The organism is Tamlana sedimenti, assembly GCF_038148895.1.
Taxonomy (GTDB): Bacteria; Bacteroidota; Bacteroidia; order Flavobacteriales; family Flavobacteriaceae; genus Tamlana.
In genome coordinates this window covers 1,350,479-1,375,819 of the sequence record NZ_JBBVGQ010000001.1, presented here as the reverse complement: position 1 = coordinate 1,375,819, position 25,341 = coordinate 1,350,479, and the positions used below count along the sequence as shown (strand labels likewise).

The 25,341-nt window shown below is 37.4% G+C and carries 21 protein-coding genes; 3 read left to right on the top strand and 18 right to left on the bottom strand.

What is annotated here, in order from left to right:
• Positions 1-2: 2 nt before the first annotated feature.
• From argH to WJN01_RS05950, 13 genes are all read right to left on the bottom strand, one after another.
• Complete coding sequence (argH, locus tag WJN01_RS06010) at positions 3-1,277, bottom strand: argininosuccinate lyase (protein WP_445196228.1); 1,275 nt, start codon at positions 1,275-1,277, stop codon at positions 3-5.
• 90 nt (positions 1,278-1,367) lie between these two features.
• Entirely contained in the window at positions 1,368-2,435 is a 1,068-nt protein-coding gene (locus WJN01_RS06005; RefSeq protein ID WP_445196227.1) for a M20 family metallo-hydrolase, read from the bottom strand.
• A gap of 1 nt (position 2,436) precedes the next feature.
• A complete protein-coding gene (gene argB / locus WJN01_RS06000) occupies positions 2,437-3,213 on the bottom strand; it encodes an acetylglutamate kinase (RefSeq protein ID WP_445196226.1) in 777 nt (258 codons plus the stop codon).
• 69 nt (positions 3,214-3,282) lie between these two features.
• Positions 3,283-4,221 (bottom strand): N-acetylornithine carbamoyltransferase, encoded by a 939-nt coding sequence (locus WJN01_RS05995; RefSeq protein ID WP_445196225.1) that lies wholly within the window; start codon positions 4,219-4,221, stop codon positions 3,283-3,285.
• A gap of 76 nt (positions 4,222-4,297) precedes the next feature.
• On the bottom strand, positions 4,298-5,062 hold the full coding sequence (gene proB, locus WJN01_RS05990) for a glutamate 5-kinase (protein WP_445196224.1): 765 nt from the start codon (positions 5,060-5,062) through the stop codon (positions 4,298-4,300).
• A 2-nt stretch (positions 5,063-5,064) separates the two neighbouring features.
• Positions 5,065-6,261, bottom strand: a complete 1,197-nt coding sequence (locus WJN01_RS05985; RefSeq protein ID WP_445196223.1) for a glutamate-5-semialdehyde dehydrogenase — start codon at positions 6,259-6,261, stop codon at positions 5,065-5,067.
• A 27-nt stretch (positions 6,262-6,288) separates the two neighbouring features.
• Positions 6,289-7,446 (bottom strand): aspartate aminotransferase family protein, encoded by a 1,158-nt coding sequence (locus WJN01_RS05980; RefSeq protein WP_445196222.1) that lies wholly within the window; start codon positions 7,444-7,446, stop codon positions 6,289-6,291.
• Between the two features lie 7 nt (positions 7,447-7,453).
• Positions 7,454-8,242 carry a pyrroline-5-carboxylate reductase gene (proC, locus tag WJN01_RS05975; protein ID WP_445196221.1) on the bottom strand — a complete coding sequence of 263 codons (789 nt, stop codon included), beginning with the start codon at positions 8,240-8,242 and terminating at the stop codon, positions 7,454-7,456.
• 30 nt (positions 8,243-8,272) lie between these two features.
• On the bottom strand, positions 8,273-9,256 hold the full coding sequence (gene argC, locus WJN01_RS05970; RefSeq protein ID WP_445196220.1) for an N-acetyl-gamma-glutamyl-phosphate reductase: 984 nt from the start codon (positions 9,254-9,256) through the stop codon (positions 8,273-8,275).
• Positions 9,257-9,349: 93 nt separating this feature from the next.
• On the bottom strand, positions 9,350-10,531 hold the full coding sequence (locus tag WJN01_RS05965) for an argininosuccinate synthase (RefSeq protein WP_445196219.1): 1,182 nt from the start codon (positions 10,529-10,531) through the stop codon (positions 9,350-9,352).
• A gap of 38 nt (positions 10,532-10,569) precedes the next feature.
• Entirely contained in the window at positions 10,570-11,187 is a 618-nt protein-coding gene (locus WJN01_RS05960) for a GNAT family N-acetyltransferase (RefSeq protein ID WP_445196218.1), read from the bottom strand.
• Positions 11,188-11,654: 467 nt separating this feature from the next.
• Complete coding sequence (gene azu, locus WJN01_RS05955) at positions 11,655-12,170, bottom strand: azurin (protein WP_445196217.1); 516 nt, start codon at positions 12,168-12,170, stop codon at positions 11,655-11,657.
• A gap of 36 nt (positions 12,171-12,206) precedes the next feature.
• Complete coding sequence (locus WJN01_RS05950) at positions 12,207-13,799, bottom strand: NADP-dependent glyceraldehyde-3-phosphate dehydrogenase (protein ID WP_445196216.1); 1,593 nt, start codon at positions 13,797-13,799, stop codon at positions 12,207-12,209.
• 389 nt (positions 13,800-14,188) lie between these two features.
• Here WJN01_RS05950 and WJN01_RS05945 point away from each other — a divergent pair, with 389 nt between their 5' ends.
• The 3 genes from WJN01_RS05945 to WJN01_RS05935 are packed head-to-tail and all read left to right on the top strand — an operon-like array spanning position 14,189 to position 18,139.
• Complete coding sequence (locus tag WJN01_RS05945; protein ID WP_445196215.1) at positions 14,189-15,592, top strand: 3-keto-disaccharide hydrolase; 1,404 nt, start codon at positions 14,189-14,191, stop codon at positions 15,590-15,592.
• A 6-nt stretch (positions 15,593-15,598) separates the two neighbouring features.
• Positions 15,599-16,945 carry a Gfo/Idh/MocA family protein gene (locus tag WJN01_RS05940; RefSeq protein WP_445196214.1) on the top strand — a complete coding sequence of 449 codons (1,347 nt, stop codon included), beginning with the start codon at positions 15,599-15,601 and terminating at the stop codon, positions 16,943-16,945.
• 15 nt (positions 16,946-16,960) lie between these two features.
• On the top strand, positions 16,961-18,139 hold the full coding sequence (locus tag WJN01_RS05935) for a Gfo/Idh/MocA family protein (RefSeq protein WP_445196213.1): 1,179 nt from the start codon (positions 16,961-16,963) through the stop codon (positions 18,137-18,139).
• A gap of 10 nt (positions 18,140-18,149) precedes the next feature.
• On the opposite strand, the gene ilvA is transcribed toward WJN01_RS05935, so the two are convergent.
• The 5 genes from ilvA to ilvD form a co-directional block, all read right to left on the bottom strand.
• A complete protein-coding gene (gene ilvA / locus WJN01_RS05930; RefSeq protein ID WP_445196212.1) occupies positions 18,150-19,415 on the bottom strand; it encodes a threonine ammonia-lyase IlvA in 1,266 nt (421 codons plus the stop codon).
• A gap of 111 nt (positions 19,416-19,526) precedes the next feature.
• Positions 19,527-21,002, bottom strand: a complete 1,476-nt coding sequence (gene ilvC / locus WJN01_RS05925; RefSeq protein WP_445196211.1) for a ketol-acid reductoisomerase — start codon at positions 21,000-21,002, stop codon at positions 19,527-19,529.
• Positions 21,003-21,030: 28 nt separating this feature from the next.
• On the bottom strand, positions 21,031-21,564 hold the full coding sequence (gene ilvN, locus WJN01_RS05920) for an acetolactate synthase small subunit (RefSeq protein ID WP_370478700.1): 534 nt from the start codon (positions 21,562-21,564) through the stop codon (positions 21,031-21,033).
• 10 nt (positions 21,565-21,574) lie between these two features.
• Complete coding sequence (gene ilvB / locus WJN01_RS05915) at positions 21,575-23,308, bottom strand: biosynthetic-type acetolactate synthase large subunit (protein WP_445196210.1); 1,734 nt, start codon at positions 23,306-23,308, stop codon at positions 21,575-21,577.
• Positions 23,309-23,355: 47 nt separating this feature from the next.
• Positions 23,356-25,038 carry a dihydroxy-acid dehydratase gene (gene ilvD, locus WJN01_RS05910; protein ID WP_445196209.1) on the bottom strand — a complete coding sequence of 561 codons (1,683 nt, stop codon included), beginning with the start codon at positions 25,036-25,038 and terminating at the stop codon, positions 23,356-23,358.
• Positions 25,039-25,341: the final 303 nt, after the last annotated feature.

The following is a 25,341-nucleotide window of genomic DNA, read 5'->3' as shown; positions in this document are numbered from 1 at the left end:
TCTCAATTGGGAAACTTAGCTCGAATTTTATCCAAACACAAATTATGGATACTGCCCGCATGTGTATGCTTTTTTGAAGTATCGGGCACATACGTACCATCTTGAACTTGTCCACCAATTTTCTGGTAAGCTTCCCTGAAGGTTTGACCTTCTTCAACTAAAGTATTGATGTTATCAACAGTAAAAAGATACTTGTATTTATCGTCGTTGATATCTACATCCTTTACAATTATTTGCTGAATTGAATAATTGAAAATATCCAGAATATCCTTTATTTCCTCAAAAGCGGCAATCATGTTTTCTTTTAGCAGTTGAAAATCCCGATGGTAGCCACTTGGTAAATTATTGGTAATTAGAACCATTTCTGTTTGCAAAGCTTGAATTTTATTGCACTTACCTCGAATAAGTTCAAAAACATCCGGATTCTTTTTATGCGGCATAATGCTACTTCCTGTGGTCAATTCATCTGGAAAAGAAATAAACCCGAAATTTTGGCTCATATACAAACAAACATCCATGGCAAAACGTGCCATCGTATTGGCCAAACTACCTAATGCCGCCGAAATGGTACGTTCGTTTTTACCACGACCCATTTGGGCCGCCACCACGTTGTATTTTAGGGTTTCAAAGCCCATTTCTTTGGTGGTTAGTTCTCTATCTATTGGGAAAGAGCTACCGTAACCCGCTGCCGAACCCAAGGGGTTTTGGTCGACCGTTTTTATGGCTGCATTCAATAAAAACACATCATCAACCATGAGTTCTGCGTACGCTGAAAACCATAAACCAAATGACGATGGCATGGCCACTTGTAAATGCGTGTAACCAGGCAATACCTTGTCCTTATAAGTTTCAGCTTGACTTAAAAGAGTGTCAAAAAGGGTTTTTACTTTTTCTTTTACCAATGCCAAATTCTCCTTATAATATAATTGGCATGCTACTAAAACCTGGTCGTTTCTGGAACGCGCGGTATGAATTTTTTTTCCGACATCACCCAAAGTTTTGGTGAGTTCGAATTCTATTTTGGAATGCACATCTTCAAACTGGGCATCGATAACAAAAGTGCCCTCTTCAATTTTCTTCTCTAGATTTTTTAATCCGCGTAACAACTCAACCAACTCTTGCGCTGTTAAAATACCAACTTTTTGAAGCATTTTGGCATGAGCTCTCGAAGCGATAACATCGTATTTTGCAATATGAATGTCTATTTCCCTATCGTTGCCAACTGTAAATTGTTCTATTTTTTTATCAATTGATATGCCTTTATCCCAGAGTTTCATTTATTATATTTTTGTCATTCCCGCGAAGGCGGGAATCTTTTAATTATTACTTCTTTGCTGATTCCTGACTTCGCAGGAATGACCAAATCGCTAAACGATTACCCGATTTAACAATTCCACATAAATTTGTATTCCTTCTTCTATTTCGCTTATAAAAATGTATTCATCTGCCGAGTGTGACCGTGTGCTGTTGCCCGGACCGAGCTTTAACGATGGGCAACTCAACACTGCTTGGTCTGACAATGTTGGCGATCCATAAGTTGTTCTTCCCAAAGCAATACCCGCTTTAACCAAATCGTGGTCCATCGGAATAGACGATGAATTTAATCGCAAACTACGTGGTGTAATTTTTGTACATGGTGATTTCCTCTGTAAAATTTCGGCGATTTCAGCATTGGTATAAGCATCGTTTACACGCACATCAATCACTAAATCTACGTCCGCTGGCACCACATTATGTTGTGAGCCTGCTTTAATTTGGGTTACCGTCATTTTTACATCCCCCAAGGCTTCAGAGGTTTTTTCAAACTTAAAATCCTTAAACCATTGCAATACTTCAATGGTGTTGTAAATGCAGTTATCGTCATTGGGATGCGCTGCATGACTTGGCGTTCCTTCAACTTTGGCATCAAAAACCACAAGGCCTTTTTCAGCCACAGCTAGATTCATCAAAGTTGGCTCCCCAACAATGGCAACATCAACCTTTGGAATTACGGAAAGCATACTGTTCAATCCATTCGGGCCACTGCTTTCTTCTTCCGCTGAAGCAACCAAAACCAGATTATATTTTAAATCCCTTTTATCATAAAAATAGGTGAATGTTGCTATTAACGACACCAAGCAACCGCCTGCATCGTTACTTCCCAAACCATATAATTTACCATCTTCAACGATGGCTTTGAACGGGTCCTTTGTGTAGGCACTATTTGGTTTTACAGTATCGTGATGTGAGTTTAAAAGTAGGGTTGGCTTGCTTTTGTCAAAGTCTGTATTGACCGCCCAAACGTTGTTTTTGTTGCGCTTATAGTCAATATTATAACGCTTCATCCAAGCTTCAATATATGATGCCGTTTTATCTTCTTCTGATGAAAAAGACTGCGTTTCTATTAATTGTTTTAATAGAGAAATCGCATCGTTTGTTAAATTTTCTAACGTCATCTTATAAAGTTATTCTCGTAAAATTGTCATTTTCTTTGGTCAACATATTGGTGTTGCCCATATTGATTGTTTTTACGCCATTTTTTATGGCATCAAAACAGTTTTCCAATTTAGGAAGCATACCATCTGCAATAATTCCTTCATCCAATAATTGCTGATATGCTTTTGAATCGATATGTTTTACCACTGAATTTTTATCGTTGATATCTTTTAAGACACCATTCAATTCAAAACAATAATAAATGGATGTGTTATATAAATGGCTCATACCAATAGCAACCTGAGAGGTTATTGTATCTGCATTCGTGTTTAACAACTGACCATTGCCGTCGTGGGTTATGGCACAAAAAACAGGGGTGAAATCGGCTTGAATTAATTTATCTATGGAATTATAAGCCACTTCTTTTACATCGCCAACAAAGCCAAAATCGACTTCCTTAACCGGACGTTTTTCAGATTTAATGCTGTTAATATCGGCTCCCGTCAAACCAATGGCATTGGTGTTTAAGGCTTGAAGTTTTGCCACCATATTTTTGTTTACCAAGCCACCGTAAACCATGGTGATGACCTCCAAAGTTTCGGCATCGGTAACACGTCTACCATTTACCATTTTAGACTCAATACCCAATTTTGAAGCAATGGCTGTAGCTCGTTTTCCGCCACCATGCACCAATATTTTCTTGCCATCCAAATTTGAAAACAATTCTAAGAAGTTATTTAAAGCATTTTCGTCTTCAATGATGTTTCCTCCTATTTTTACTATGGATAGTTTTTCCATTTTTATACTGTTAGACTCTAGCTTTTAGCTTTAGCATCAAAATGCCATTTGCTAAAGGCCAATAGCCAATTATAAATCTTCCAATATTTTTTTAAGCACTAATTGTGCTGCGTAGGTTCTATTATTAGCCTGTTGAATGACCAAAGAGCTATCACTGTCCAACACCGCATCTTCTACAATTACATTTCGTCTTACGGGAAGGCAATGCAAAAATTTTGCATTACCCAATTTTTCTTTGGTAATCATCCAATTGGGGTCGGTATTCAATACTTTTCCGTAGTCTTCATAACTGCTCCAGTTTTTCACATACACAAAATCAGCATCTCTAAAGGCCTCATATTGATTGTGCAAAATAGGCGTACTACCTGTAATTTCAGGATTCAAACTGTAACCTTTGGGGTTGGTAATTACAAATTCTACATCCATTTTTTGCATGGCCTGTGTAAAGCTATTGGCAACCGCATGAGGCAGTGCCTTAATATGCGGTGCCCAACTTAAAACCACTTTTGGCTTTTTAGTTTTGGCATGCTCTGAAATGGTAATAGCGTCGGTTAAACCCTGTAATGGATGGCCCGTAGCACTTTCCATATTTACAATCGGTACTGAGGCGAATTTTTTAAACGAGGTTAACACCTGTTCGCTTTCATCCTTTTCCTTATCAATTAACGTTGGAAAAGCGCGAACAGCAATAACATCACAATATTGTGAAACAACGGCAGCAGCTTCTTTTATATGTTCTGCCGTATTACCATTCATAACGATTCCGTCACCAAATTCTATTCCCCAAGCATCGCCCGAAACATTCATCACAATAGGATTCATCCCTAAGTTTAAAGCTGCCTTTTGGGTGCTCAAACGCGTACGCAAACTGGAGTTGAAAAACAACAAACCTAGTGTTTTGTTCTTTCCCAATTCAATATGGTTTAACGGATTTTCCTTTAATTGTTTAGCTTCCTCAATCCATGAATTGATATTATCTATATCGTGTATGGAGGTGTAATGTTTCATTTTATTTAATATTTTTTAAATGCCGAAGTAAAGCTTAGACTATGCTTAGCCTTATAATACAGCATGACCACTTATGTCATTTTATTTTGGTAAACGGCACTTTATTTTCTAAAGAGTTAAGTATGAAATCATCTTTCAACCCGTTTACAATCCATGTTTCAATGTTGGCATCTTTAGCTACTTCAGCTGCCTCAATTTTTGACTGCATGCCTCCGCTGCCGTGCGATGACTTAGAATCGACTACTTGCCTCATCAATTCATCAAAATCATCAACCAATTCTATAGTTTTAGACTCACCGTTTTCCATAGATTCCTTGGTGTAAATACCGTTGGTATTTGTGGCAATTATGAACAAATCTGCTTTTAGCAACGATGCTGTTAAAGCCCCCAATTTATCGTTGTCACCAAACTTAATCTCGTCGGTAGCCACGGTATCATTTTCATTGATAATAGGAATATAATTATTGTTGACCAACACATTTATGGTATTAACAATATTTTTTCGGCTTTCCTTCTTTTCAAAATCGGAATACGACAACAAACACTGTGAGGTCAACAAACCATATTCCCTGAAAATTTCTTGATAAATTCTGATTAAATGTGGTTGGCCAATTGAAGCCAGTGCCTGTTTTACAAAAACTTCTTTTTGCTTACTTTCCAATTTCACAAATTGTTTAGCCACCGCAATAGCCCCAGAACTTACAATAACAAACTCACAGGTGTCTTGAAGTTGCGCTATTTGATTGGCAATATCTTCAATTTTCCCTCGGGAAATGTTATTGGTTTCTTTTGTAAGCGTATTGGAACCAACTTTTAGTAATATGCGTTTCTTTTTCTGCATCCCTACCTTATTTGTCCGCTACCGTAAACGTACCACTTGTTTGTTACCAAATGCTGCAAACCTATTGGCCCGCGTTGGTGCAATTTATCTGTACTGATTGCCAATTCCCCTCCCAAACCTAGTTGACCACCATCCGTAAAACGAGTTGATGCATTGTGGTAAACCGCAGCGGTATCTACGTTTTCCATAAAGGATTTAGCCTCAGCTTCATTGGTTGTAATGATCGATGAAGAATGCCCACCAGAATATTTATTTATCATGGCAATGGCTTCTTCTGTTGAAGCAATTTCACCAATAACGATTTTATAATCCAAAAACTCTTCAGACCAAATAGATTCTGAAGGAATTAAAGCCACATCATCAAATTTTGAAACTGCCCCATCACCCAAAATTTCAACATTGTGTTCTTTCAATTTTGAAATCAAATTCTTGATGAATGTTTCTTTATTGGGAAGGTATTTATCAATTAAAACCTTATCTAAAGCATTACACGCTGAAATTTTTGCCGTTTTAGCATTGATAATAACTTGCAATGCAATATCCAAATCGGCTTCTTTTTCAACAAAAACAAAGTTGTTTCCCCGACCGCTAATTATGACTGGACAGGTAGCATGTTCTTTTACAAAAGCGATCAAACGCTCACCACCACGAGGCACAATTAAATCAACTTGTTGTGTTGGTTTTTCAAGAAAAGCTTGGGTTTCTGTCCTGTTGAACTGCAAATATTCCACCCATTCTGTTGATGCCCCTTCTTCCTTTAAAGCCTCATGCCACAAGTCGACAATTTTTAAATTTGAATTTGTGGATTCCTTTCCGCCTTTCAATAAAATTTTATTTCCAGATTTGAATGCAATTCCAGCAGCTTCAACCGTTACATCTGGTCGCGATTCATAAATAATTAAAACCGTGCCGAAGGAAGCCGTTTTGTTATAAACTTGCATACCGTTGTCATGTTTAAAACTGAAGCGCTCCACGCCAACGGGGTCGTCTTGCGAAGCTAGATGAGTCACAGCTTTAATCATTTCGTCAACTTTTGCATCATCAACCTTCAAACGGTCGTACATAGAAATATCTTCGCCTTTGTAGGCTTCTAAATCCCCTTTGTTTATTTCTATTATTTGTTTTCTCTCACGCTCCAAAAGTTCGGCCATTTTAAGCAATACGGCATTTCTGGATTCTATTTTTAGTAAGGTATTCATTCTTTAATTTTCTGTTTACTTTGGCTGCTAACTAGCAACTTCAGCGGTCTTCTCCATTTCCTCCAACACATCGATTAACGCTTCAAAAAAGTGGTTGATGTGGTCCTTTTTAATGGTTAAAGGAGGTAATATTCTAAGCAATTTTTTGTTTGATGCACCACCCGTAAAAATATGCTGTTCGTAAATTAATTTTTTTCTTAGCGCACCAACTTCAAAATCAAATTCCAACCCGAGCATCAACCCTCTTCCTTTTATATTTTTTATCTGCGGAATTGTTTTGGCCAACTTTATAAAATATTCGGACATGGCATTTACATTATCCATCAAGTTTTCATTTTTAATAGCATCCAAAACGGCTATTCCAGCAGCACAAGCCAAATGGTTTCCTCCAAAGGTAGTTCCGAGCATACCGTATTTGGCTTCAATACTTGGGTGAATCAAAATCCCGCCAATTGGAAATCCGTTGCCCATACCTTTTGCTATGGAAATAATATCTGGCGTGACATTGTAATGCTGAAACGCAAAGAATTTTCCTGAACGCCCATAACCCGATTGAACTTCATCAGCTATAAACATAGTGTTGTTTGCTTTACATAAGGCATAAACCTGCTCGAAGAAATCTGCCGTGCCTTGGTCCAATCCGCCAACACCTTGAATAAATTCCACAATAACTGCACAAACATCACCTTTTTCAAGTTCGGCCTTAACGCCTAAAACATCATTCAATTCTAAAATAGTGACCTTTTGCTGTGCGTTTAATGGTGCAATGATATTTGGGTTGTCGGTTGCGGCCACAGCAGCTGATGTTCTTCCATGAAAACCATTTTTAAAGGCTACAACACGCGATTTGCCTGTTTTAAACGAAGCTAATTTTAAGGCATTTTCATTGGCTTCTGCACCTGAATTGCACAAAAACAATTCATAATCTTTGCAGCCTGAAAGAGCCTCAAGTTTATCAGCCAACTCCACTTGTAACGGATTTTGAATGGCATTGGAATAAAACCCAAGTTGGGCAACCTGATATGAAATTGCCTTAACATATTTTGGATGTGCATGACCAATTGAAATTACGGCATGCCCTCCGTACAAATCTAAATACTCGGTTCCTGTATTATCATAAACATAAATGCCCTTGGCAGAAGCTGGGGTTACATCATACAACGGATAAACATCAAATAACGGCATTTTAGTTCTATTTTAATTGATTAATTTTTTCATATGAAGCCACAATACCTTGAATCAAAGCAGAGCTTAACCCTTGGTGCTCCATAGCATTTAAACCTTCAATAGTACAACCACTTGGCGTTGTTACTCGGTCGATTTCTTGCTCAGGATGTCTTCCTGATTCTAAGAGTAAACTTGCTGCACCGTAACATGTTTGTGTGGCCAATTCATGGGCTTCATGGGCTTCAAACCCCAATTGAATAGCGCCTTGTGTTGTTGCCCTTACCAAACGCATCCAAAATGCGATACCACTTGCGCAAATTACTGTTGAAGCTTGAATCAATTCTTCTGGAATAACCAATGTTTTTCCCAATTGATTGAAAATATCTTGTGCTAAAGACACTTTATCTTGAGCCACATTATTTGCCGCAATACAAGTCATGGATTTACCAATGGAAATCGCCGTATTTGGCATCACACGAATAATATTTTTATCGCTTCCAATAATGCTTTCAATACGAGGAATTTCCACGCCTGCTGCCACTGAGATAATAATGTGTTTATCGGTTATTTTTGGCAACACACTTTCTAAAACCTTGTCGATATGTTTTGGCTGTAGCGCAAAAATCACCATATCAGAATGTTCTACGGCGAGGTCATTATCGTTGGTTACGGTAACATTTTCCAATGTTGCATAGGCATCCACATTGGTCGTGTTCTTGTCGCTCAAATACAACGAGGTGAACGAATTGTTTTTAATAAGCCCTTTTGCTATTGAACTTCCTAAATTACCTGTTCCTATTATGGCTATTTTCATGATTAATTTGTGGTTTTTGGTTTCTGGTTATTAGAAATACGTTGCTTTTAAATGTAAACCTGTTGTTTCTTCCAAACCAAAAATTAAGTTCATATTTTGTATTGCCTGTCCTGAAGCACCTTTCAATAAGTTATCAATTATACTAGTTATTAACAATTTGCCCTTATGCTTATGCAAATGAATTAAGCATTTATTGGTATTCACTACTTGTTTTAGATGCAAAAAATCATCAGCAACGAATGTGAATTTGGCATCTTCGTAAAACGTATTATACATGTCTTTGCCCTCTTCAACAGTACCTTCAAAATCAGTATAAACCGTTGCAAAAATTCCTCTTGAAAAATTTCCTCTATTCGGCATGAACAAGATATCTGATTTAAAACCATTCTGTAATTGCTTTACCGATTGGTTGATTTCACCTAAATGTTGATGCGTAAAGGGTTTGTAATAAGAAAAATTATTATCCCTCCATGGAAAATGTGATGTTTCGGACAATGATGTGCCTGCACCCGTAGCTCCTGTAACGGCATTAATGTGAACGTCGTTATTTAACAAACCTTTGTTTGCCAATGGCAATAACGCCAACTGAATTGCCGTTGCAAAACATCCAGGATTAGCAACGTAATTTGCTTTTTTAATAGTTTCTCGTTGTAATTCTGGTAAGCCGTAAATAAAGGTTTTGCCTTCAAATAATTTATCAGCTTCCAGTCTGAAGTCATTACCTAAATCAATGATTTTTGTATTATCTGAAAATTTATTCGTCGATAAAAACTTAACCGAATTTCCGTGCCCCAAACACAAAAACAATACATCAACATTTGGGTTTACGGCATCTGTGAACTTCAAATCCAAATCTCCTTCTAAATCTTGATGGATTTCGCTAATCTTGTTTCCTGCATTGGACGTGCTGTACACAAAGTTTATTTCAGTCTTTGGATGATTAATCAATAATCTAATCAATTCACCTGCCGTGTAACCTGCACCTCCAATTATCCCTACCTGAATCTGTTTCATTTTTGTAGTTTTTTCAACCTATCTGATGAGATGCTGAAACAAGGCTTCGACTGCGCTCAGCCTGACAGTTCAGCATGACAACGAAAGTTGATTTTAATTTGAATTTACCTGTTGATATATTTTATTTTGGTTGCCAAAGATTTTTATAAATCCTTTGGCTTCATCGGCTGTCCAACCTTTATTTTCTTCACCGTAACTTCCGAACTTAGCACTCATTAAATCGTGTTCTGAAGAAATACCATCCAATGAGAAGTGATAAGGTTTCAATGTAACCGTAACATCGCCAGAAACTTTATCTTGACTACTTTGTAAATAGGCTTCCATATCACGCATCACAGGATCTAAATATTGCCCTTCATGCAAATGCATACCATAAAAACTGGCAATATATTCCTTGTGTTGCAATTGCCATTTGGTTAGCGTATGCTTCTCCAAAAGATGGTGTGCTTTTATTGTTATCAACGCAGCTGCAGCCTCAAAACCAACGCGACCTTTTATACCAACAATGGTATCGCCAACATGAATATCCCTGCCAATAGCATAGGCAGAAGCTAAATTATTAAGTACTTCAATATTTATTTCTGGAGCATTCTCAATGCCATTTACAGCAACCAACTCACCTTTTTCAAAAGTTAATTTTACCTTTTCATCTTCGGTATGTTTTAACTGTGATGGATATGCTTCATTAGGCAACGGTTTATTTGAAGTCAATGTTTCCGAACCGCCAACACTAGTTCCCCAAAGTCCTTTATTAATAGAATATTTAGCCTTTTCCCAAGACATATCTATACCGTTCGCTTTTAGATAATCAATCTCCTGCTGCCTAGTTAATTTTTCATCTCTAATTGGCGTTATAATCTTGATGTTTGGCGCCAAAGTCTGAAAAATCATATCAAAACGCACTTGATCATTACCAGCACCGGTACTACCATGGGCAATATATTCTGCATCAATACTTTTTGCATATTCTATAATTTCAATAGCTTGAATAATACGTTCTGCACTTACCGATAATGGATACGTATTGTTCTTCAATACATTTCCAAAGATTAAATATTTTACTACTTTTTGATAAAAGGTCGCAACGGCATCAACATTTTTATATGTTGAAACGCCCATTTTGTATGCGTTGCTTTCTATGCGGTCTATCTCAGATTTTGTAAACCCTCCCGTATTAACACTTACCGCATGCACATCGTATTCTTTTGATAAACTTACGGCACAATACGATGTATCCAATCCTCCACTATAAGCTATGACTAATTTTTTCTTCATTTTAAATTCTTTGTCATTTTCACAAACTCGAAAATGTATTACTCTTTATTTTTTTCTTTATTAAGAAACATGGTTTCTTTAATGTGCTTTAATCTTTTGAAAACCTTTTCCTTTATGATTTTGTGAACTCCTTTGGCTTTTGGGTCGTACAACATTCCCGTACACAAACACATCTTTCGGTTGGTTCGGGTTAAAACATCATAGTTTTTACAGGTTTGGCAACCGTCCCAAAAAGTCGGATCATCTGTTAATTCAGAAAATGGCACGGGTTTATAGCCCAAATCACTGTTCATTTTCATCACCGCCAATCCGGTAGTAATACTGAACACTTTTGCATCAGGAAATTTATTTCTTGAATGCTCAAAAACTTTGTGCTTTATTTTCTTGGCAAGACCCACACCACGATAATCTGGATGCACAATTAAACCTGAATTGGCCACAAACTTACCATGACCCCATTTTTCGATGTAACAAAACCCTGCAAATTTATCGCCATCTAAAGCGATAACGGCATTGCCATTCTCCATTTTTGTGGCGATATATTCAGGAGTGCGTCTGGCAATACCTGTACCTCTTACGGCTGCAGACTCTGCAATGGTTTCGCAAATTATTTCGGCGTATTTTATATGTGATTTATTGGCTATAACAACCTTCATTTCCTAGTTTCTGTTGAGTTTTCAATTTATTTTATTTTTCCTTTGGTTGAACTGGACACACCTAATTCAATAAAATTAAACATACCCTTACGGGCGACGGGGAAAATCACGGCGTATAGACTTGTGGCTAATTAGCAAATTAACTGTATTTTTAAAAGGTATGAAAATATTTTTGGACACTATGAAAAAAATTAAAATTACGTTTTGGGTTTAGCTAATAACAATTAGATGCGGCGATTGCGCACGGGCAAACCGGATGTAGAACAACGTATTTTAGTTTTTAATGTTTTCATGATGTAAAATTATAATTTTATTTGTTAAAAATAACTATTGCACAACCACTTTTTCAATAAAATTATTAATAATAAAGCTTTACAACCCTTTGGGTTGCAATATTTCATCCTTTTTTTATTTTATTTAAACGATTCAACAAGGCCCTACTAATTTCTTGCTTGCTCAACAAGTTTTTAATCTACAATAAACTTACCACGCATAAGCGCATAATGTCCCGGAAAACTGCATAAAAACTCGTAAGTTCCTGCCTCGGGCGCATCAAATTCAATGGACGTTACCTGTCCACCTCCAATCATGTTGGTATGCACTAAAACCTCATCTGAACCCTTTGGAATGTAATTGTTTTCTTTTTGGGTTGCTGCTTTATTGCCGAATGCGACTAAGTCCGTTCCCTGTTTTAGCAAAACAAAATTATGTCCCATCACATTAACATCTAATTTTCCAATATGACGTAAAGTTAATTTCACTTTTTGTCCTGCTTTCACCTTAATCTCTTTTAGGTTAAATTGCATGGCATCATTTCCTATGATAACAATATTGGCAATATTATCGTTTTGTTTCACTTCTAATTCAGAAGAACTTGTTTTCTCATAAGAAAAACCCTCTTTCTCTTTCTTCTCCTTACCTCCACAATTCAATAATAGCAAACCAAAAAAGAATATAAGTAGCTTAAAATTAATAGTTTTCATTTTTATTTATGTTTTATTTTTAAACCTGTATTCAGTTTACAGTATATAATCAGTACTTATAAAATTGGATGTTTTATGCTCCAAAAGCTCGGTTAAAATGGCGTTATTATACGCATTGTCTTTAGAGGCCACAAAAGTTCTTATGGAAAATGAGCGCAACGCATCGTGCACACTAAGTGTACCAAATGCAGAATCCTTTCTTCCTGTAAACGGATAAACATCCGGCCCGCGTTGGCAAGAGCTGTTTAAATTTACACGACATACTAAATTTACCAAAGTATCTATAAGTGGCGATAAAGTTTGAATGTTTTTGCCGAACAAACTAACCTGCTGTCCGTAATTAGACTCTGCCATATCGTTTAGAGGCTCTTCAATATCTGAAAAGGAAAGCACCGGAATTACAGGTCCAAATTGTTCTTCTTGAAAAACACGCATGTCTTTGCTAACTGGGTACAAAACCGCAGGGAAAATAAAATTCTCCGAAATTTCGCCACCTTTTTCATTTAAAACCTTGGCGCCTTTATTAACAGCATCATCTATTAATTCTTGAATGTAAGCTGGTTTATCTTCCTCTGGAAGCGGAGTTAATTTAACACCTTCTTCCCAAGGGTTTCCAAATTTCATCCGGTCTACTTTATAGGAAAATCGTCTATTGAATTCTTCCACAACAGATTCGTGAACGTATAAAACTTTTAATGCTGTACAACGCTGCCCGTTAAAAGAAAGGGTTCCTGTGATGCATTCTTCAACCGCCAAATCCAAATCTGCATCTGGCAATACAATGGCTGGGTTTTTGGCTTCCAATCCTAAAACCATGCGTAGTCTGTTTCCTTTAGGATGTTGCGCCTGAAGAGCATTGGCCGACTTGCTATTTCCAATTAAAGCCAGTACATCTATTTTTCCAGATTTCATGATTGGTGTTGCCAAAACACGACCACGACCGTAAATAATGTTTACCACTCCTTTTGGGAAGCTGTTTTGAAATGCCTCTAATAAAGGTGAAATAAGTAGCACCCCTAATTTTGCCGGTTTAAAAATAACCGTGTTCCCCATAATCAATGCAGGAATAAGCAAGGTAAACGTTTCGTTAAGCGGATAGTTATAAGGGCCTAAACAAAGTACCACGCCGAGTGGCCCACGACGGATATGTGCATAAACCCCGGAGTTTTTTTCAAATTTTGCAGAATCTCTATCAATTTGCTTGTAAGCCTCGATGGTATCGTAAATATAATCAACGGTTCTATCGAATTCCTTTTCAGAATCCGGTAGGTTTTTTCCAATCTCCCACATTAAAAATTTTACCGTTTCTTCTCTTTTGGTCTTCATTTGCCTGACAAACTTTTCCATGCAAGCAATTCTATCAACCACCTTCATTGTTGGCCATAAGCCTTGTCCATTATTATAAGCTTTTACAGCTGAATTTAAGGCATCCAAAGCCTCCTCTTCACCCAACTGAGGCACAGTCCCCAATAATGTTGGCTTATATCTTTCAGTAGAGGAAATTGTAGAATAAACCTCTGCAGTATCGCCCTCCCAATGCTTTAACTCGCCATCTACCAAATAGGTGTTTTGATGAAATAAAGATTCCATTTTAAATGCTTCTGGAATGTCTTGAAATGAATTTTTCATGAGATAGTTGGTTTGAAACTAGAAATTTACCACTTTTTCGAATGATTTCCAGATTTGTTTTTTATAAAATCAAAGTAATGAAATTTTAGTTGGAAAAAACAGAAAACACCAAACCAATCTAGAGGATTTACACTAAAACGTTTTCGAAAACTCGAGACTCATGTTAATATTTTTTGTCTTTCGCAATCCGCTAACCCTATTCCATGAAGCAACTACACAAAAGCAACATTATCATTAAATACTTGGGTAAATATAATTGCAAAAAAATCTTATATTAGACCTACAATGATTCTATCACTTTAATGTCGCTAAAATAAATCTTGAATGCAAAAAACCAATTTAGATGGTGGCACAAATTTTCATTGACAATCAACAAAAAAAAACTGAAAATGAGACAAACACAATCAAAACTAATGTTGCTCACCCTAATCTTATTTGTTCAATTCACTGGATATAAAATTAGTGCGCAAGAACAGGAAAAGGAATGGATTTCTCTTTTTAATGGCAAAAATTTAACAGGATGGAAACAACTTAACGGCGCAGCCAAATACCAAGTTGAAAACGGCGAAATAATTGGTATAACCAAAACAAACACCCAAAACAGTTTTTTATGTACAGAAAAACTGTTTACAGATTTTATTCTTGAATTTGATGTTATGGTAGATCCAACTGTCAATTCTGGTGTTCAGTTCCGTTCCAATAGTTTTAAAGAGTTTAGCAATGGCCGGGTACATGGTTACCAATTTGAACTAGACCCAAGCAATCGAGGTTTTAGCGGAGGCATTTACGATGAAGCCAGAAGAGGCTGGCTATATCCAATGTCTGTAAACCCAAAAGCACAAGAAGCTTACAAAAATGGTATCTGGAATAGTTGCAGAATTGAAGCTATAGGCAATTCAATTAAAACATTCATCAATGGTATACTGTGTGCCAACTTGATTGATGATGTTACCAACGAAGGCTTTATTGCTCTTCAAGTGCACAGTATAAATTCTGATGAATTGGCAGGAAAAACCATTAAATGGAAAAACATTAGAATAAAAACCGATAATTTGAAGCAATCACAATGGGCAATTAATCCAAATGTAAAAGAAGTTAGTTATTTGGTGAACACTTTAACTGAGCATGAAAAAGACCATGGGTGGCGATTATTATGGGACGGTGAAACCAATAAAGGGTGGCGTGGTGCAAAACTAGACCATTTTCCAAAATCCGGATGGGAAATTAAGGATGGAATACTTACTATTTTGGAAACCAATGGAGGAGAATCAACGGGTCCTGGTGACATTATTACAGAAAAACTTTATAGTAGTTTTGAGCTAGAGCTCGAATTTAAAATCACAAAGGGGGCCAATAGCGGAATAAAATATTTTGTAGACCCCGAACTTAATAAAGGGATGGGCTCGGCAATTGGTTGTGAATTTCAAATTTTGGACGACGTGAACCATCCAGACGCAAAACTTGGTGTTAATGGCAACAGAACTGTTGGCTCACTCTATGATTTAATTGCAGCTGAAAACCTTTCAGTCCCAGGAAGAGGGAAACAGTTTAAAGGCATTGACAAATGGAACAAAGCAAGAATAATTGTTAAAGGATTAAAAGTTGAGCATTGGCTAAATAATGAAAAAGTTGTAGAATACGACAGGCATTCGCAAATGTTTAAAGCCTTAGTTGCTTACAGCAAGTATAAAGTATGGCCTGATTTCGGGCAATGGATAAGTGGCCATATCTTACTTCAAGACCATGGCAATACCGTACATTACAGAAGTATTAAAATAAGAGAATTAAACTAATAAGACATGGGTTCAACTAGACGGAATTTTATAAAAAAAGCTACGGCAGGCACTCTTGGTGTAGCGTTAACTGGAGGAATAAACAGTGTCTCGGCTAAAAATTATTCACGAATAATTGGAGCTAATGACAGAATTCAAGTTGCTATTCAGGGTTTGGGGAGACGTTGGGGCGCTTATATTGATGCCATTGTAAAAAAAAGTAACAATATAGAATTGATTTACCTATGCGATGTTATGAAAAAACAGCGCGAAAATGCAGCAAAAAAAATTTCAAACCATATAGATTACAAGCCTAAACTTGAAAATGACATTAGGGCTATATTAGATGACAAAAAAATAGATGCCATATTTATGGCAACACCAGATCATTGGCATGCTCCAGGAGCATGTATGGCAATGCAAGCCAATAAGCATGTTTATTTGGAAAAACCTTGTAGCCATAACCCAAAAGAAAGTGAACTACTTGTAGCTTATCAAACTAAATACAAAAAGCTTGTTCAAATGGGCAATCAACAACGCTCATCAAAAGAATCAACCGAAATCATTAACGATATTCATAACGGAATAATTGGCAATCCTTACAAAGCCATTGCGTTTTACACAAACTCAAGGGGCGAAGTACCTTTACCTAAAAAATCTGCTCCACCCGAAGGATTGGACTGGGAACTTTTTCAAGGCCCTTCTCCGCGAAAAGACTATATGCATGACACCTGGGACTATAACTGGCATTGGTACGGTTGGGATTTTGGAACCGCTGAAACGGGCAATAATGCTACACACGAACTCGATATTGCTCGTTGGGCATTACAGGTTGATTACCCCATTTATGTTGATGTGTATTCGGGTAAATTTCAATACCCAAATGATGGCTGGGAAATGTACGATACTATGGAGGCTACCTTTAAGTTTTCTGGTAACAAAACAATTCAATGGGACGGGCAAAGCAGAAACGGATATGATAAGTACGGTGCAGGAAGAGGTACAATAATTTACGGCTCAGAAGGCTCGGTGTTTATTGATAGAGATGGTTACAAGCTGTTCGATTTAAAAGGAAAACTTATAAAAGAAAATATAACTAAAGGAATTGAGGACGGTATCACTTTAGGTGGTGGTGGTGGACTTACCACAATGCATTCTGAAAACTTTTTTCAAGCCATAAGAGGTAAAGAAACATTAAAATCTCCAATAAATGAAGGCGTTGTAAGCCAAATGCTAACCCATTACGCCAACATTGCATCCAGGATAGAAAAACCATTCGAGGTAGATGAAAATACAGGCAGAATATTTGATAGAGATGCCATGAAACTATGGTCTAGAACATACGAACCAGGTTGGGAAATAAAGCCTGTTTAATAAAGTTGAAATAACATGAAACGTAGAGAATTCATAACAAAAGGGGGGTTGGCCACAAGTGCAGTTATAGCCAGAACATCATCTTTAGGGGCTTTTTCAAAAAGCATTAGCACTAATAACACGATTAACATTGGCGTTATAGGAACAGGAGATAGAGGAGGAGGCCTTATTCCTATTCTTAATGAAATAGAAGGCATAAATGTAGTTGCCGTTTGCGACACGCTTCCATTTAGATTAGAGGAAGGTTTATCTAAAACTTCAAATAAAGCTAAAGCCTATACAAACCATAAAAAACTCCTAGAAAACAAAAATGTTGATGCCGTTTTGATTGCAACTCCGCTTAGCTCTCATTCTGCTATCGCAAACGACGCGCTTGATGCAGATAAACATATTTACTGTGAAAAAACCATGGCCATGGGGTTAGATGAAATTAATGGCCTAGTAAAAAAAGTTTCCTCCTCAAAATCTATTTTTCAAACTGGGCATCAATACCACAGCTCCAAACTTTATAACCATGTTGTAAAACTATTGAAAGAGGGTGAAATAGGCGAAATAACATCATTTGAATGCCAATGGAACCGGAATTGGAATTGGAGACGACCAGTACCAGACCCGAAGTTGGAACGAGCGATTAATTGGAGAATGTACAGAGAATTTTCTGGAGGTTTGGCAGCAGAACTTTGCTCACATCAAATTGATTTTGCCAATTGGGTTTTAGAGGAAAACCCAAAAAAGATAATGGGCATTGGCGGCATAGATTATTGGAAAGATGGAAGGGAAACGTTTGATAATATCCACCTGTTGTTTGATTACCCAAGTGGCGTAAAAGCAACGTTTACTTGTTTAACCAGCAACAGCTTAGATGATTACCAAATTAAAGTAAACGGCAGTAAAGGCACACTTTTCTTAGACTACATAAAAGCTTGGATAAGCTATGAGCCTAATGTAAAAAAAGAGTTTATTGAAGTTGACGGCGTTTCTGGAGCAACATCAAATCCAAATTCTCAACGACAAATCTATCCACTTAAAGTATCACATTTAGATCCTAGCAAACAAGCACTTGTAGATTTTCGGGATGCCATTTTAGATAACAAACAGCCTATTTCAAATGTTTTTACCGGTGCAAATACAGCCAAGGCAGTTCAATTATCTTTAGATGCTATGTATAATGATAGCATTCAGTATTGGAAATAAGTTTAAAGTTTTAAACCAAAAACTGAAACAAATCTGGCTTGTCATTTAAATAGTCGCCATAAAAATTGTGCTCTTTCATTTTGGCAATTAAGGGCTTTAAATCGTCGGCAGATTTCAATTGAACCCCAACCACGGCTGAACCATTTTCCCTATTGGTTTTTTTGGCGTATTGAAAATAAGTGATGTCGTCATTTTTTCCCAAAATATCGACTACGAATTCCTTTAATGCTCCTGCACGTTGTGGAAAATTTACAATAAAATAATGCTTCAAATTGGCATATAACAGCGCCCTTTCTTTGATTTCCGGCGTTCTTATAATATCATTGTTGCTACCGCTAACCACACAGACCACATTTTTATCTTTTATTTCTTCGGCATAAAAATCCAGAGCAGAAATACTAAGTGCCCCAGCAGGCTCAACCACAATGGCATCTTTATTATAAAGTTCTAAAATGGTTTCACAAACCTTGCCTTCCGGAACGGTTGCCATGGCATCCAAATTCTTTTTACAGATAGCAAAATTTAAATCGCCCACGCGTTTCACCGCAGCACCGTCAACAAACTTGTCGATTTCACCGAGCTCGGTATTTTCATTGCTTTTTATTGAAACGGTCATTGAAGGCGCACCTTCAGGCTCAACACCAATAATTTTAGTGTTTGGTGACAATATTTTAAAAACGGTTGATAAACCTGAAGCCAATCCGCCTCCACCAACGGCGACAAAAACATAATCTATTGGCTCTTTTGCTTGTTCCAAAATTTCTAAGGCTATGGTGGCTTGGCCTTCGATAACTTTTTCGTCATTAAATGGATGGATGAATGTTTTTCCCAACTGCTCACATTCTGTAATAGCAGCGTGATAGGCATCGTCAAAAGTATCACCAACCAATTTAATTTCTATAAAATCTTCACCAAACATTTCAACCTGTTCCACCTTTTGGCTTGGGGTTGGGGCTGGCATATAAATGGTTCCCTTAATCTTCAAAAGCTTGCACGACAAAGCAACACCCTGTGCATGATTACCAGCACTTGCACAAACTACACCACTTTCGGCCTCTTCTTTTGTTAATGAACTTATCTTATTATAAGCACCTCGAATTTTATATGATCGCACTTGCTGGAGGTCTTCGCGCTTAAAAAGAATATTGGCACCAAATTTCTTGGAATACCTTAAACTTGGACTTAAAGGGGTAACTGCCGATACCTTTTTAATGGTTTCGGCTGCACGTTTTACATCTTCTATTTTAGGAAAATAAGTTTGCATTTCCAGCTTCATCTTTTCACTTTAAAATTAAACATTTCAACAATTAAAAAAGCCTGCCAGATTTTAAAATCCAACAGGCTTTCACCATCAAATTTAGTTTAGTTTAGTTGTTTGTTTAATGGTTTATACTATTGGTTTCATAGCCGTCATCGATGCTCTTAAGAATCTTCCAACCTTTTCAACTGGATGCTCTCTTAAAGCTTTGTTCACAGCAATTAATTTAGCATTATCAACGGCTTTACCGTTATCTTTTGAATAAGCTTTACCTATTACATCGGTATCAATTTTCTTCATAAAATCACCCAATAAAGGCTTACAAGCATGATCGAACAGGTAACATCCGTACTCGGCAGTATCAGAAATTACACGGTTCATTTCGTATAGCTTCTTTCTAGCAATGGTATTGGCAATTAGCGGTGTTTCATGTAACGACTCATAGTAGGCTGATGCGTCAATGATACCTGAATCTACCATAGCCTCAAAAGCCAACTCAACACCTGCACGCACAAGAGCGACCATCAATACACCGTTATCGTAATATTCTTGCTCGGTAATTTCCATGTTTCCAGCTGGAGTTTTTTCAAAAGCAGTTTCGGCTGTTGCAGCTCTCCATCCCAATAAATCTTTGTCATCATTAGCCCAATCTTCCATCATACCTGCAGAAAAACGACCTTCAATAATGTCATCCATGTGTTTTTGGAACAACGGACGCATGATATCTTTTAATTCTTCTGACAACTCGAACGCCTTAATTTTTGCTGGGTTAGACAAACGATCCATCATATTGGTAACACCACCGTATTTTAAACCTTCGGTTACGGTTTCCCATCCATATTGGATTAGTTTTGAAGCATAACCTGGATCGATTCCTTTTTCAACCATTTTATCGAAACATAGGATAGAACCTGTTTGCAACAGGCCACAAAGAATGGTTTGCTCACCCATTAAATCTGATTTTACTTCAGCAATAAAAGATGATGCCAATACACCTGCTCTGTCACCACCGGTTGCAACAGCATAAGCTTTAGCTTGCGCCCAACCTTTTCCTTCTGGATCATTTTCTTCGTGTACGGCAATTAATGTTGGCACACCAAAACCTCTTTTGTATTCCTCGCGAACCTCAGAACCTGGAGACTTAGGTGCTACCATAATTACTGTAAGGTCTTTACGGATTTGCATGCCTTCTTCAACAATATTGAATCCATGGGAATACGCTAAAGTAGCTCCTTTTTTCATCAAAGGCATTACCGCGTTAACCACGCTAGTGTGTTGTTTATCTGGTGTTAAGTTTAAAACTAAATCTGCAATTGGAATTAACTCTTGGTAAGTGCCTACGGTAAATCCGTTTTCGGTTGCATTTACAAAAGATGCACGTTTTTCTGCAATGGCAGCATCACGTAAAGCATAAGAAATATCCAATCCAGAATCTCTCATGTTAAGCCCTTGGTTTAAACCTTGAGCCCCACAGCCAACGATTACTACTTTTTTACCTTTTAATGCATTTACTCCATCAGCGAATTCAGAAGTGTCCATAAATCTACACTTCGATAATTGATTTAATTTATCTCTTAACGATAGCGTGTTAAAATAATTTCCCATTTTAATTTTATTGTTATTATTGGTTTGTTTATTGGTTATTAAATGCCGTAAGCATTTCTGTTATTTTCATTTCGTCTTTGGTTACCGCAATTCTACCAGAACGCACAAATTGCATGATACCGAACACATTCAAATCTCTTCGTAAAGATTCTATTTCGTTTCTTCTACCTGATTTTTCAAGCACAAAAAACTCTTTGTTTACAGTAACAATTCTGGTATCGCTTTCTTTGATGATATTTTGAATTTGAGGTTCATCAAACAATAAATCCGACTTAATTTTAAACATACAAGATTCCGTAAAAATAGTTTGATCATCTGTATGATAGTAGGCTTTAATGGTTTCAACCTGCTTTTCTATTTGCCTTACAATTTTCATTGCTTGGGTTTCTGTAGTATTCACCACAATCACAAAACGGTTAACACCATCAATCTCTGACTGTGAGGTCGTTAAACTTTCAATGTTGATATGTCGCCTTTGAAATATCGCTGAAATACGGTTAAGTAAACCTATATTGTTTTCGGTGTAAACCGATATGGTGAATGTTTTTATGTCTTCGTTCATCTTTGTAATCTTAGCTTAATCTGATATCTGAAACTGATGCCCCTGAAGGTATCATTGGGAACACATTGTCTTCTTTCTCAACACAAACTTCAAGGAAATATGCCCCTTCTGAAGCCATCATTTCTTTAACGGCGTCTGCCAATTCCTCACGCTTGGTTACGCGCTGGGCACTGATGTGATACCCTTTAGCGATGGTAACAAAATCTGGATTGGTCATTTCGGTTGATGCGTAGCGTCTATCAAAAAACAACTGTTGCCATTGGCGAACCATCCCTAAAAATTCGTTATTTAAAACAACTATTTTTACAGGAACCTTAGTTTGGAAAATGGTTCCCAATTCCTGAATATTCATTTGATAACCACCATCACCGATAATAGCTACAACATCGCGCTCTGGCGCAGCCATTTTAGCACCGATAGCCGCTGGAAGTGCAAAGCCCATGGTGCCTAAACCTCCTGAAGTAATGTTACTTTTTGTAACGTTAAACTCTGAATACCTGCAGGCTATCATTTGATGTTGCCCAACATCTGAAACAATGGCTGCATTACCTTTGCTTTCAACATTTATTTGCTTTAACACCTCGCCCATAGTTAACCCTTGTTTGATTGGGTGAAGGTCATTTTTAATTACTTTTTCAAACTCAATAGCATATAAATTCTTAAACTCTTGCAACCAACCTTCATGAGAATTTTCATTTAAAGCGTCCAAAAGCAAAGCCAAACTTTCCTTAGCGTTACCAAGAACAGCTACATCTGTTTTTACGTTTTTATCAATCTCAGCAGGATCAATATCAAAATGGATTATTTTGGCTTGTTTTGCATAGGTCTTTAAATCACCGGTAACACGGTCGTCAAATCGCATTCCAATGGCAATAAGTACATCGCACTCATTTGTCAATTTATTTGGCGCATAATTTCCGTGCATGCCTACCATTCCAACATTTAATGGATGGGAAGTTGGCAACGCCGAAGCACCCAAAATAGTCCATGACGCTGGAATTCCCGTTTTTTCAACAACCGCCTTCAATTCTTCTTCAGCTTGACCTAAGATTACGCCTTGCCCCCAAACGATCAAAGGTTTTTTGGCATTGTTAATCAATTCCGCAGCAGCATTTATGGCTTCTGGTTTTGTTTTTGGTACAGGCGTATAACTTCTTATACCCTTACACTTTTCATACTTAAAATCAAGTTGACTTACTTGAGCATCTTTCGTGATATCTACCAATACCGGACCTGGCCTTCCGCTTTTGGCAATGTAAAAGGCTTTCGCCAAAGCCTCAGGAATATCGGCTGCTTTTGTAACCTGACAGTTCCATTTGGTTACTGGTGTAGAAATACCAACAATATCGGTTTCTTGGAAAGCATCACTACCTAATAAATGTGAAAACACTTGACCTGTAATGCAAACCAAAGGTGTTGAATCTATCTGTGCATCGGCTATACCAGTAATTAAATTAGTAGCTCCAGGACCTGAAGTAGCCATGGCCACACCTACTTTACCCGAAATTCTGGCATAACCTTGAGCAGCATGTGCTGCACCCTGTTCGTGGCGCGTCAGCACATGGTGAATTTGGTCTTGATACTTAAACAATTCGTCATACACGGGCATTATAGCACCTCCAGGGTAACCATAAAGAATATCAACGCCTTCGGCCAATAAACATTTTATAATAGCCTCGCTACCTGTAATTCTCTCTACTTTATCTGCCACTTCTTTTGTTTTGTTTACGGTTTGTGTTTTCATGTTCTCAACGTTTAATGATGAGATTCCTACTTACGCAGGAATGACAATTAAAATGCATCCGTCACACAGCCTTTTGAAGCTGATGCCACTGATTTTGCATATTTATATAAAATTCCTTTTTTATGTTTTAATTCTGGAGCAACCCATTTTGCTTTTCTTTCTCCCAATTCTTCATCTGAAACCAATACATTTATGGAATTATCTTCTGCACTGATTCTTATTCTATCGCCCGTTTTCACCAATCCAATAGTTCCTCCTGTTTGCGCTTCTGGGGTAATGTGCCCAACTACAAAGCCGTGCGTTCCACCTGAAAAACGCCCATCTGTAATCAATGCTACCGATTTTCCTAAACCAGCACCCATAATTAGTGACGTCGGTTTAAGCATTTCGGGCATACCAGGACCTCCTTTTGGGCCCACATATCGGATGACGACTACATCGCCTTTTTCAACTTCTCCCTTTGAAATTCCTGTATTAGCAGCTTGCTCGCCATCATACACCACGGCTTTACCTTCAAACACCAAGCCTTCTTTTCCTGATATTTTAGCCACAGCTCCTTCAGTTGCCAAATTTCCATAAAGAATCTGAAGATTTCCTGAAGATTTAAGCGCCTTATCTATAGGATAGATAACATCTTCTTCTTCGAACTTAAGCGGCTCGACATCCTTTAAATTTTCAGCTAAAGTTTTTCCTGTAACGGTCATACAATCACCGTGCAAGTAACCATTATCCAATAAATATTTCATTACGACAGGCGTTCCACCAATACCGTGGACATCTTCCATTAAGTATTTTCCACTTGGTTTTAAATCGGCAATCAATGGTGTTCTATCACTCACACGTTGAAAATCTTCCAATGTAAAATCGATATCCGCCGCATGCGCAATAGCCAAGAAATGCAATACGGCATTTGTAGAACCTCCCAGTGCGTTTACTAAAGCAATAGCATTTTCAATGGATTTTTTTGAAATGATATCCAAAGGTTTCAAATCCAGTTCCAAAAGGTTTTTTATTGCAATGGCCGTTCTTTCGCTTTCTGATAATTTATTCGGGTTTTCGGCAGGAATTGACGAGTTGTAAGGTAATGCAAACCCCATACACTCAATGGCCGAAGCCATAGTGTTTGCGGTGTACATACCACCACAAGCTCCCGCCCCTGGAATAGCTCTTTTTATAATTTCCCTGTACTCTTCCTCATTAATCTCACCGGCCACTTTTTGTCCCAAAGCTTCAAAAGCAGAAACAATATTTAGTTTTTGTCCTTTATAGTTTCCTGAAGCGATAGTTCCGCCGTACATCATAATTGACGGACGATTTAAACGCAGCATAGCAATAACGGCACCAGGCATGTTTTTATCGCAACCAACAACAGAAATTAACGCATCGTAACTTTGGGCGTTCATTACCGTTTCGATAGAATCCGCAATAATATCGCGAGATGCCAGAGAATAATTCATCCCCGAAGTCCCCATTGAAATACCATCACTCACACCAATGGTATTGAACCCTAAACCAACCAATCCAGCTATTTTACACTCAATTTTTACCTCAGCGGCCAAATTATTCAAATGCATGTTACATGGGTTGCCATCGTATCCTGTACTGGCTATACCAACTTGGGCTTTGTTCATGTCTTCATCCGTTAAACCTACGGCGTATAACATGGCCTGCGAGGCCGGTTGAGATTCATCTTGTGTTAGTCTTTTACTGTGTTTATTTAGTTCCTTCATTTTAGTTATGAATAATTCAGTGCTTTAATTCGTTTTTTGTTTGGTATTCTAAAATTTTAAGATTTTTAACAAGAATTCCCCAAAATAGCCCAAATAATTTTCGAAATTAATTGATTGATTACTTATCAGGCTCTACCATTGCTAGATTGGGTTAAACTCACGACTTCAAAAACCTACTTAATCATTTGAAAAACAAGTAATTAATCTATTATTTTTATGATGTTCAAAATGAAAAAAAAAGCATTAAAAAGCCCTCCAATAAGTAGGAAGGCTAAAAATGTATTTTTATTCTTTTATACCACC

Excerpts from the sequence above, each read along its gene's own strand:
- proC (WP_445196221.1), bottom strand. The coding sequence starts at position 8,242 with ATGAAAATAGCCATAATAGGAACAGGTAATTTAGGAAGTTCAATAGCA.
- ilvB (WP_445196210.1), bottom strand. The coding sequence starts at position 23,308 with ATGAAAACACAAACCGTAAACAAAACAAAAGAAGTGGCAGATAAAGTA.
- azu (WP_445196217.1), bottom strand. The coding sequence starts at position 12,170 with ATGAAAACTATTAATTTTAAGCTACTTATATTCTTTTTTGGTTTGCTA.
- ilvA (WP_445196212.1), bottom strand. The coding sequence starts at position 19,415 with ATGAAGCTGGAAATGCAAACTTATTTTCCTAAAATAGAAGATGTAAAA.
- argH (WP_445196228.1), bottom strand. The coding sequence starts at position 1,277 with ATGAAACTCTGGGATAAAGGCATATCAATTGATAAAAAAATAGAACAA.
- WJN01_RS05940 (WP_445196214.1), top strand. The coding sequence starts at position 15,599 with ATGGGTTCAACTAGACGGAATTTTATAAAAAAAGCTACGGCAGGCACT.
- argC (WP_445196220.1), bottom strand. The coding sequence starts at position 9,256 with ATGAAACAGATTCAGGTAGGGATAATTGGAGGTGCAGGTTACACGGCA.
- argB (WP_445196226.1), bottom strand. The coding sequence starts at position 3,213 with ATGGAAAAACTATCCATAGTAAAAATAGGAGGAAACATCATTGAAGAC.
- ilvD (WP_445196209.1), bottom strand. The coding sequence starts at position 25,038 with ATGAAGGAACTAAATAAACACAGTAAAAGACTAACACAAGATGAATCT.
- WJN01_RS05935 (WP_445196213.1), top strand. The coding sequence starts at position 16,961 with ATGAAACGTAGAGAATTCATAACAAAAGGGGGGTTGGCCACAAGTGCA.
- ilvN (WP_370478700.1), bottom strand. The coding sequence starts at position 21,564 with ATGAACGAAGACATAAAAACATTCACCATATCGGTTTACACCGAAAAC.
- WJN01_RS05950 (WP_445196216.1), bottom strand. The coding sequence starts at position 13,799 with ATGAAAAATTCATTTCAAGACATTCCAGAAGCATTTAAAATGGAATCT.
- WJN01_RS05995 (WP_445196225.1), bottom strand. The coding sequence starts at position 4,221 with ATGAAACATTACACCTCCATACACGATATAGATAATATCAATTCATGG.
- WJN01_RS05945 (WP_445196215.1), top strand. The coding sequence starts at position 14,189 with ATGAGACAAACACAATCAAAACTAATGTTGCTCACCCTAATCTTATTT.
- ilvC (WP_445196211.1), bottom strand. The coding sequence starts at position 21,002 with ATGGGAAATTATTTTAACACGCTATCGTTAAGAGATAAATTAAATCAA.
- WJN01_RS05965 (WP_445196219.1), bottom strand. The coding sequence starts at position 10,531 with ATGAAGAAAAAATTAGTCATAGCTTATAGTGGAGGATTGGATACATCG.
- WJN01_RS05980 (WP_445196222.1), bottom strand. The coding sequence starts at position 7,446 with ATGCCGTTATTTGATGTTTATCCGTTGTATGATGTAACCCCAGCTTCT.
- WJN01_RS06005 (WP_445196227.1), bottom strand. The coding sequence starts at position 2,435 with ATGACGTTAGAAAATTTAACAAACGATGCGATTTCTCTATTAAAACAA.
- proB (WP_445196224.1), bottom strand. The coding sequence starts at position 5,062 with ATGCAGAAAAAGAAACGCATATTACTAAAAGTTGGTTCCAATACGCTT.
- WJN01_RS05985 (WP_445196223.1), bottom strand. The coding sequence starts at position 6,261 with ATGAATACCTTACTAAAAATAGAATCCAGAAATGCCGTATTGCTTAAA.
- WJN01_RS05960 (WP_445196218.1), bottom strand. The coding sequence starts at position 11,187 with ATGAAGGTTGTTATAGCCAATAAATCACATATAAAATACGCCGAAATA.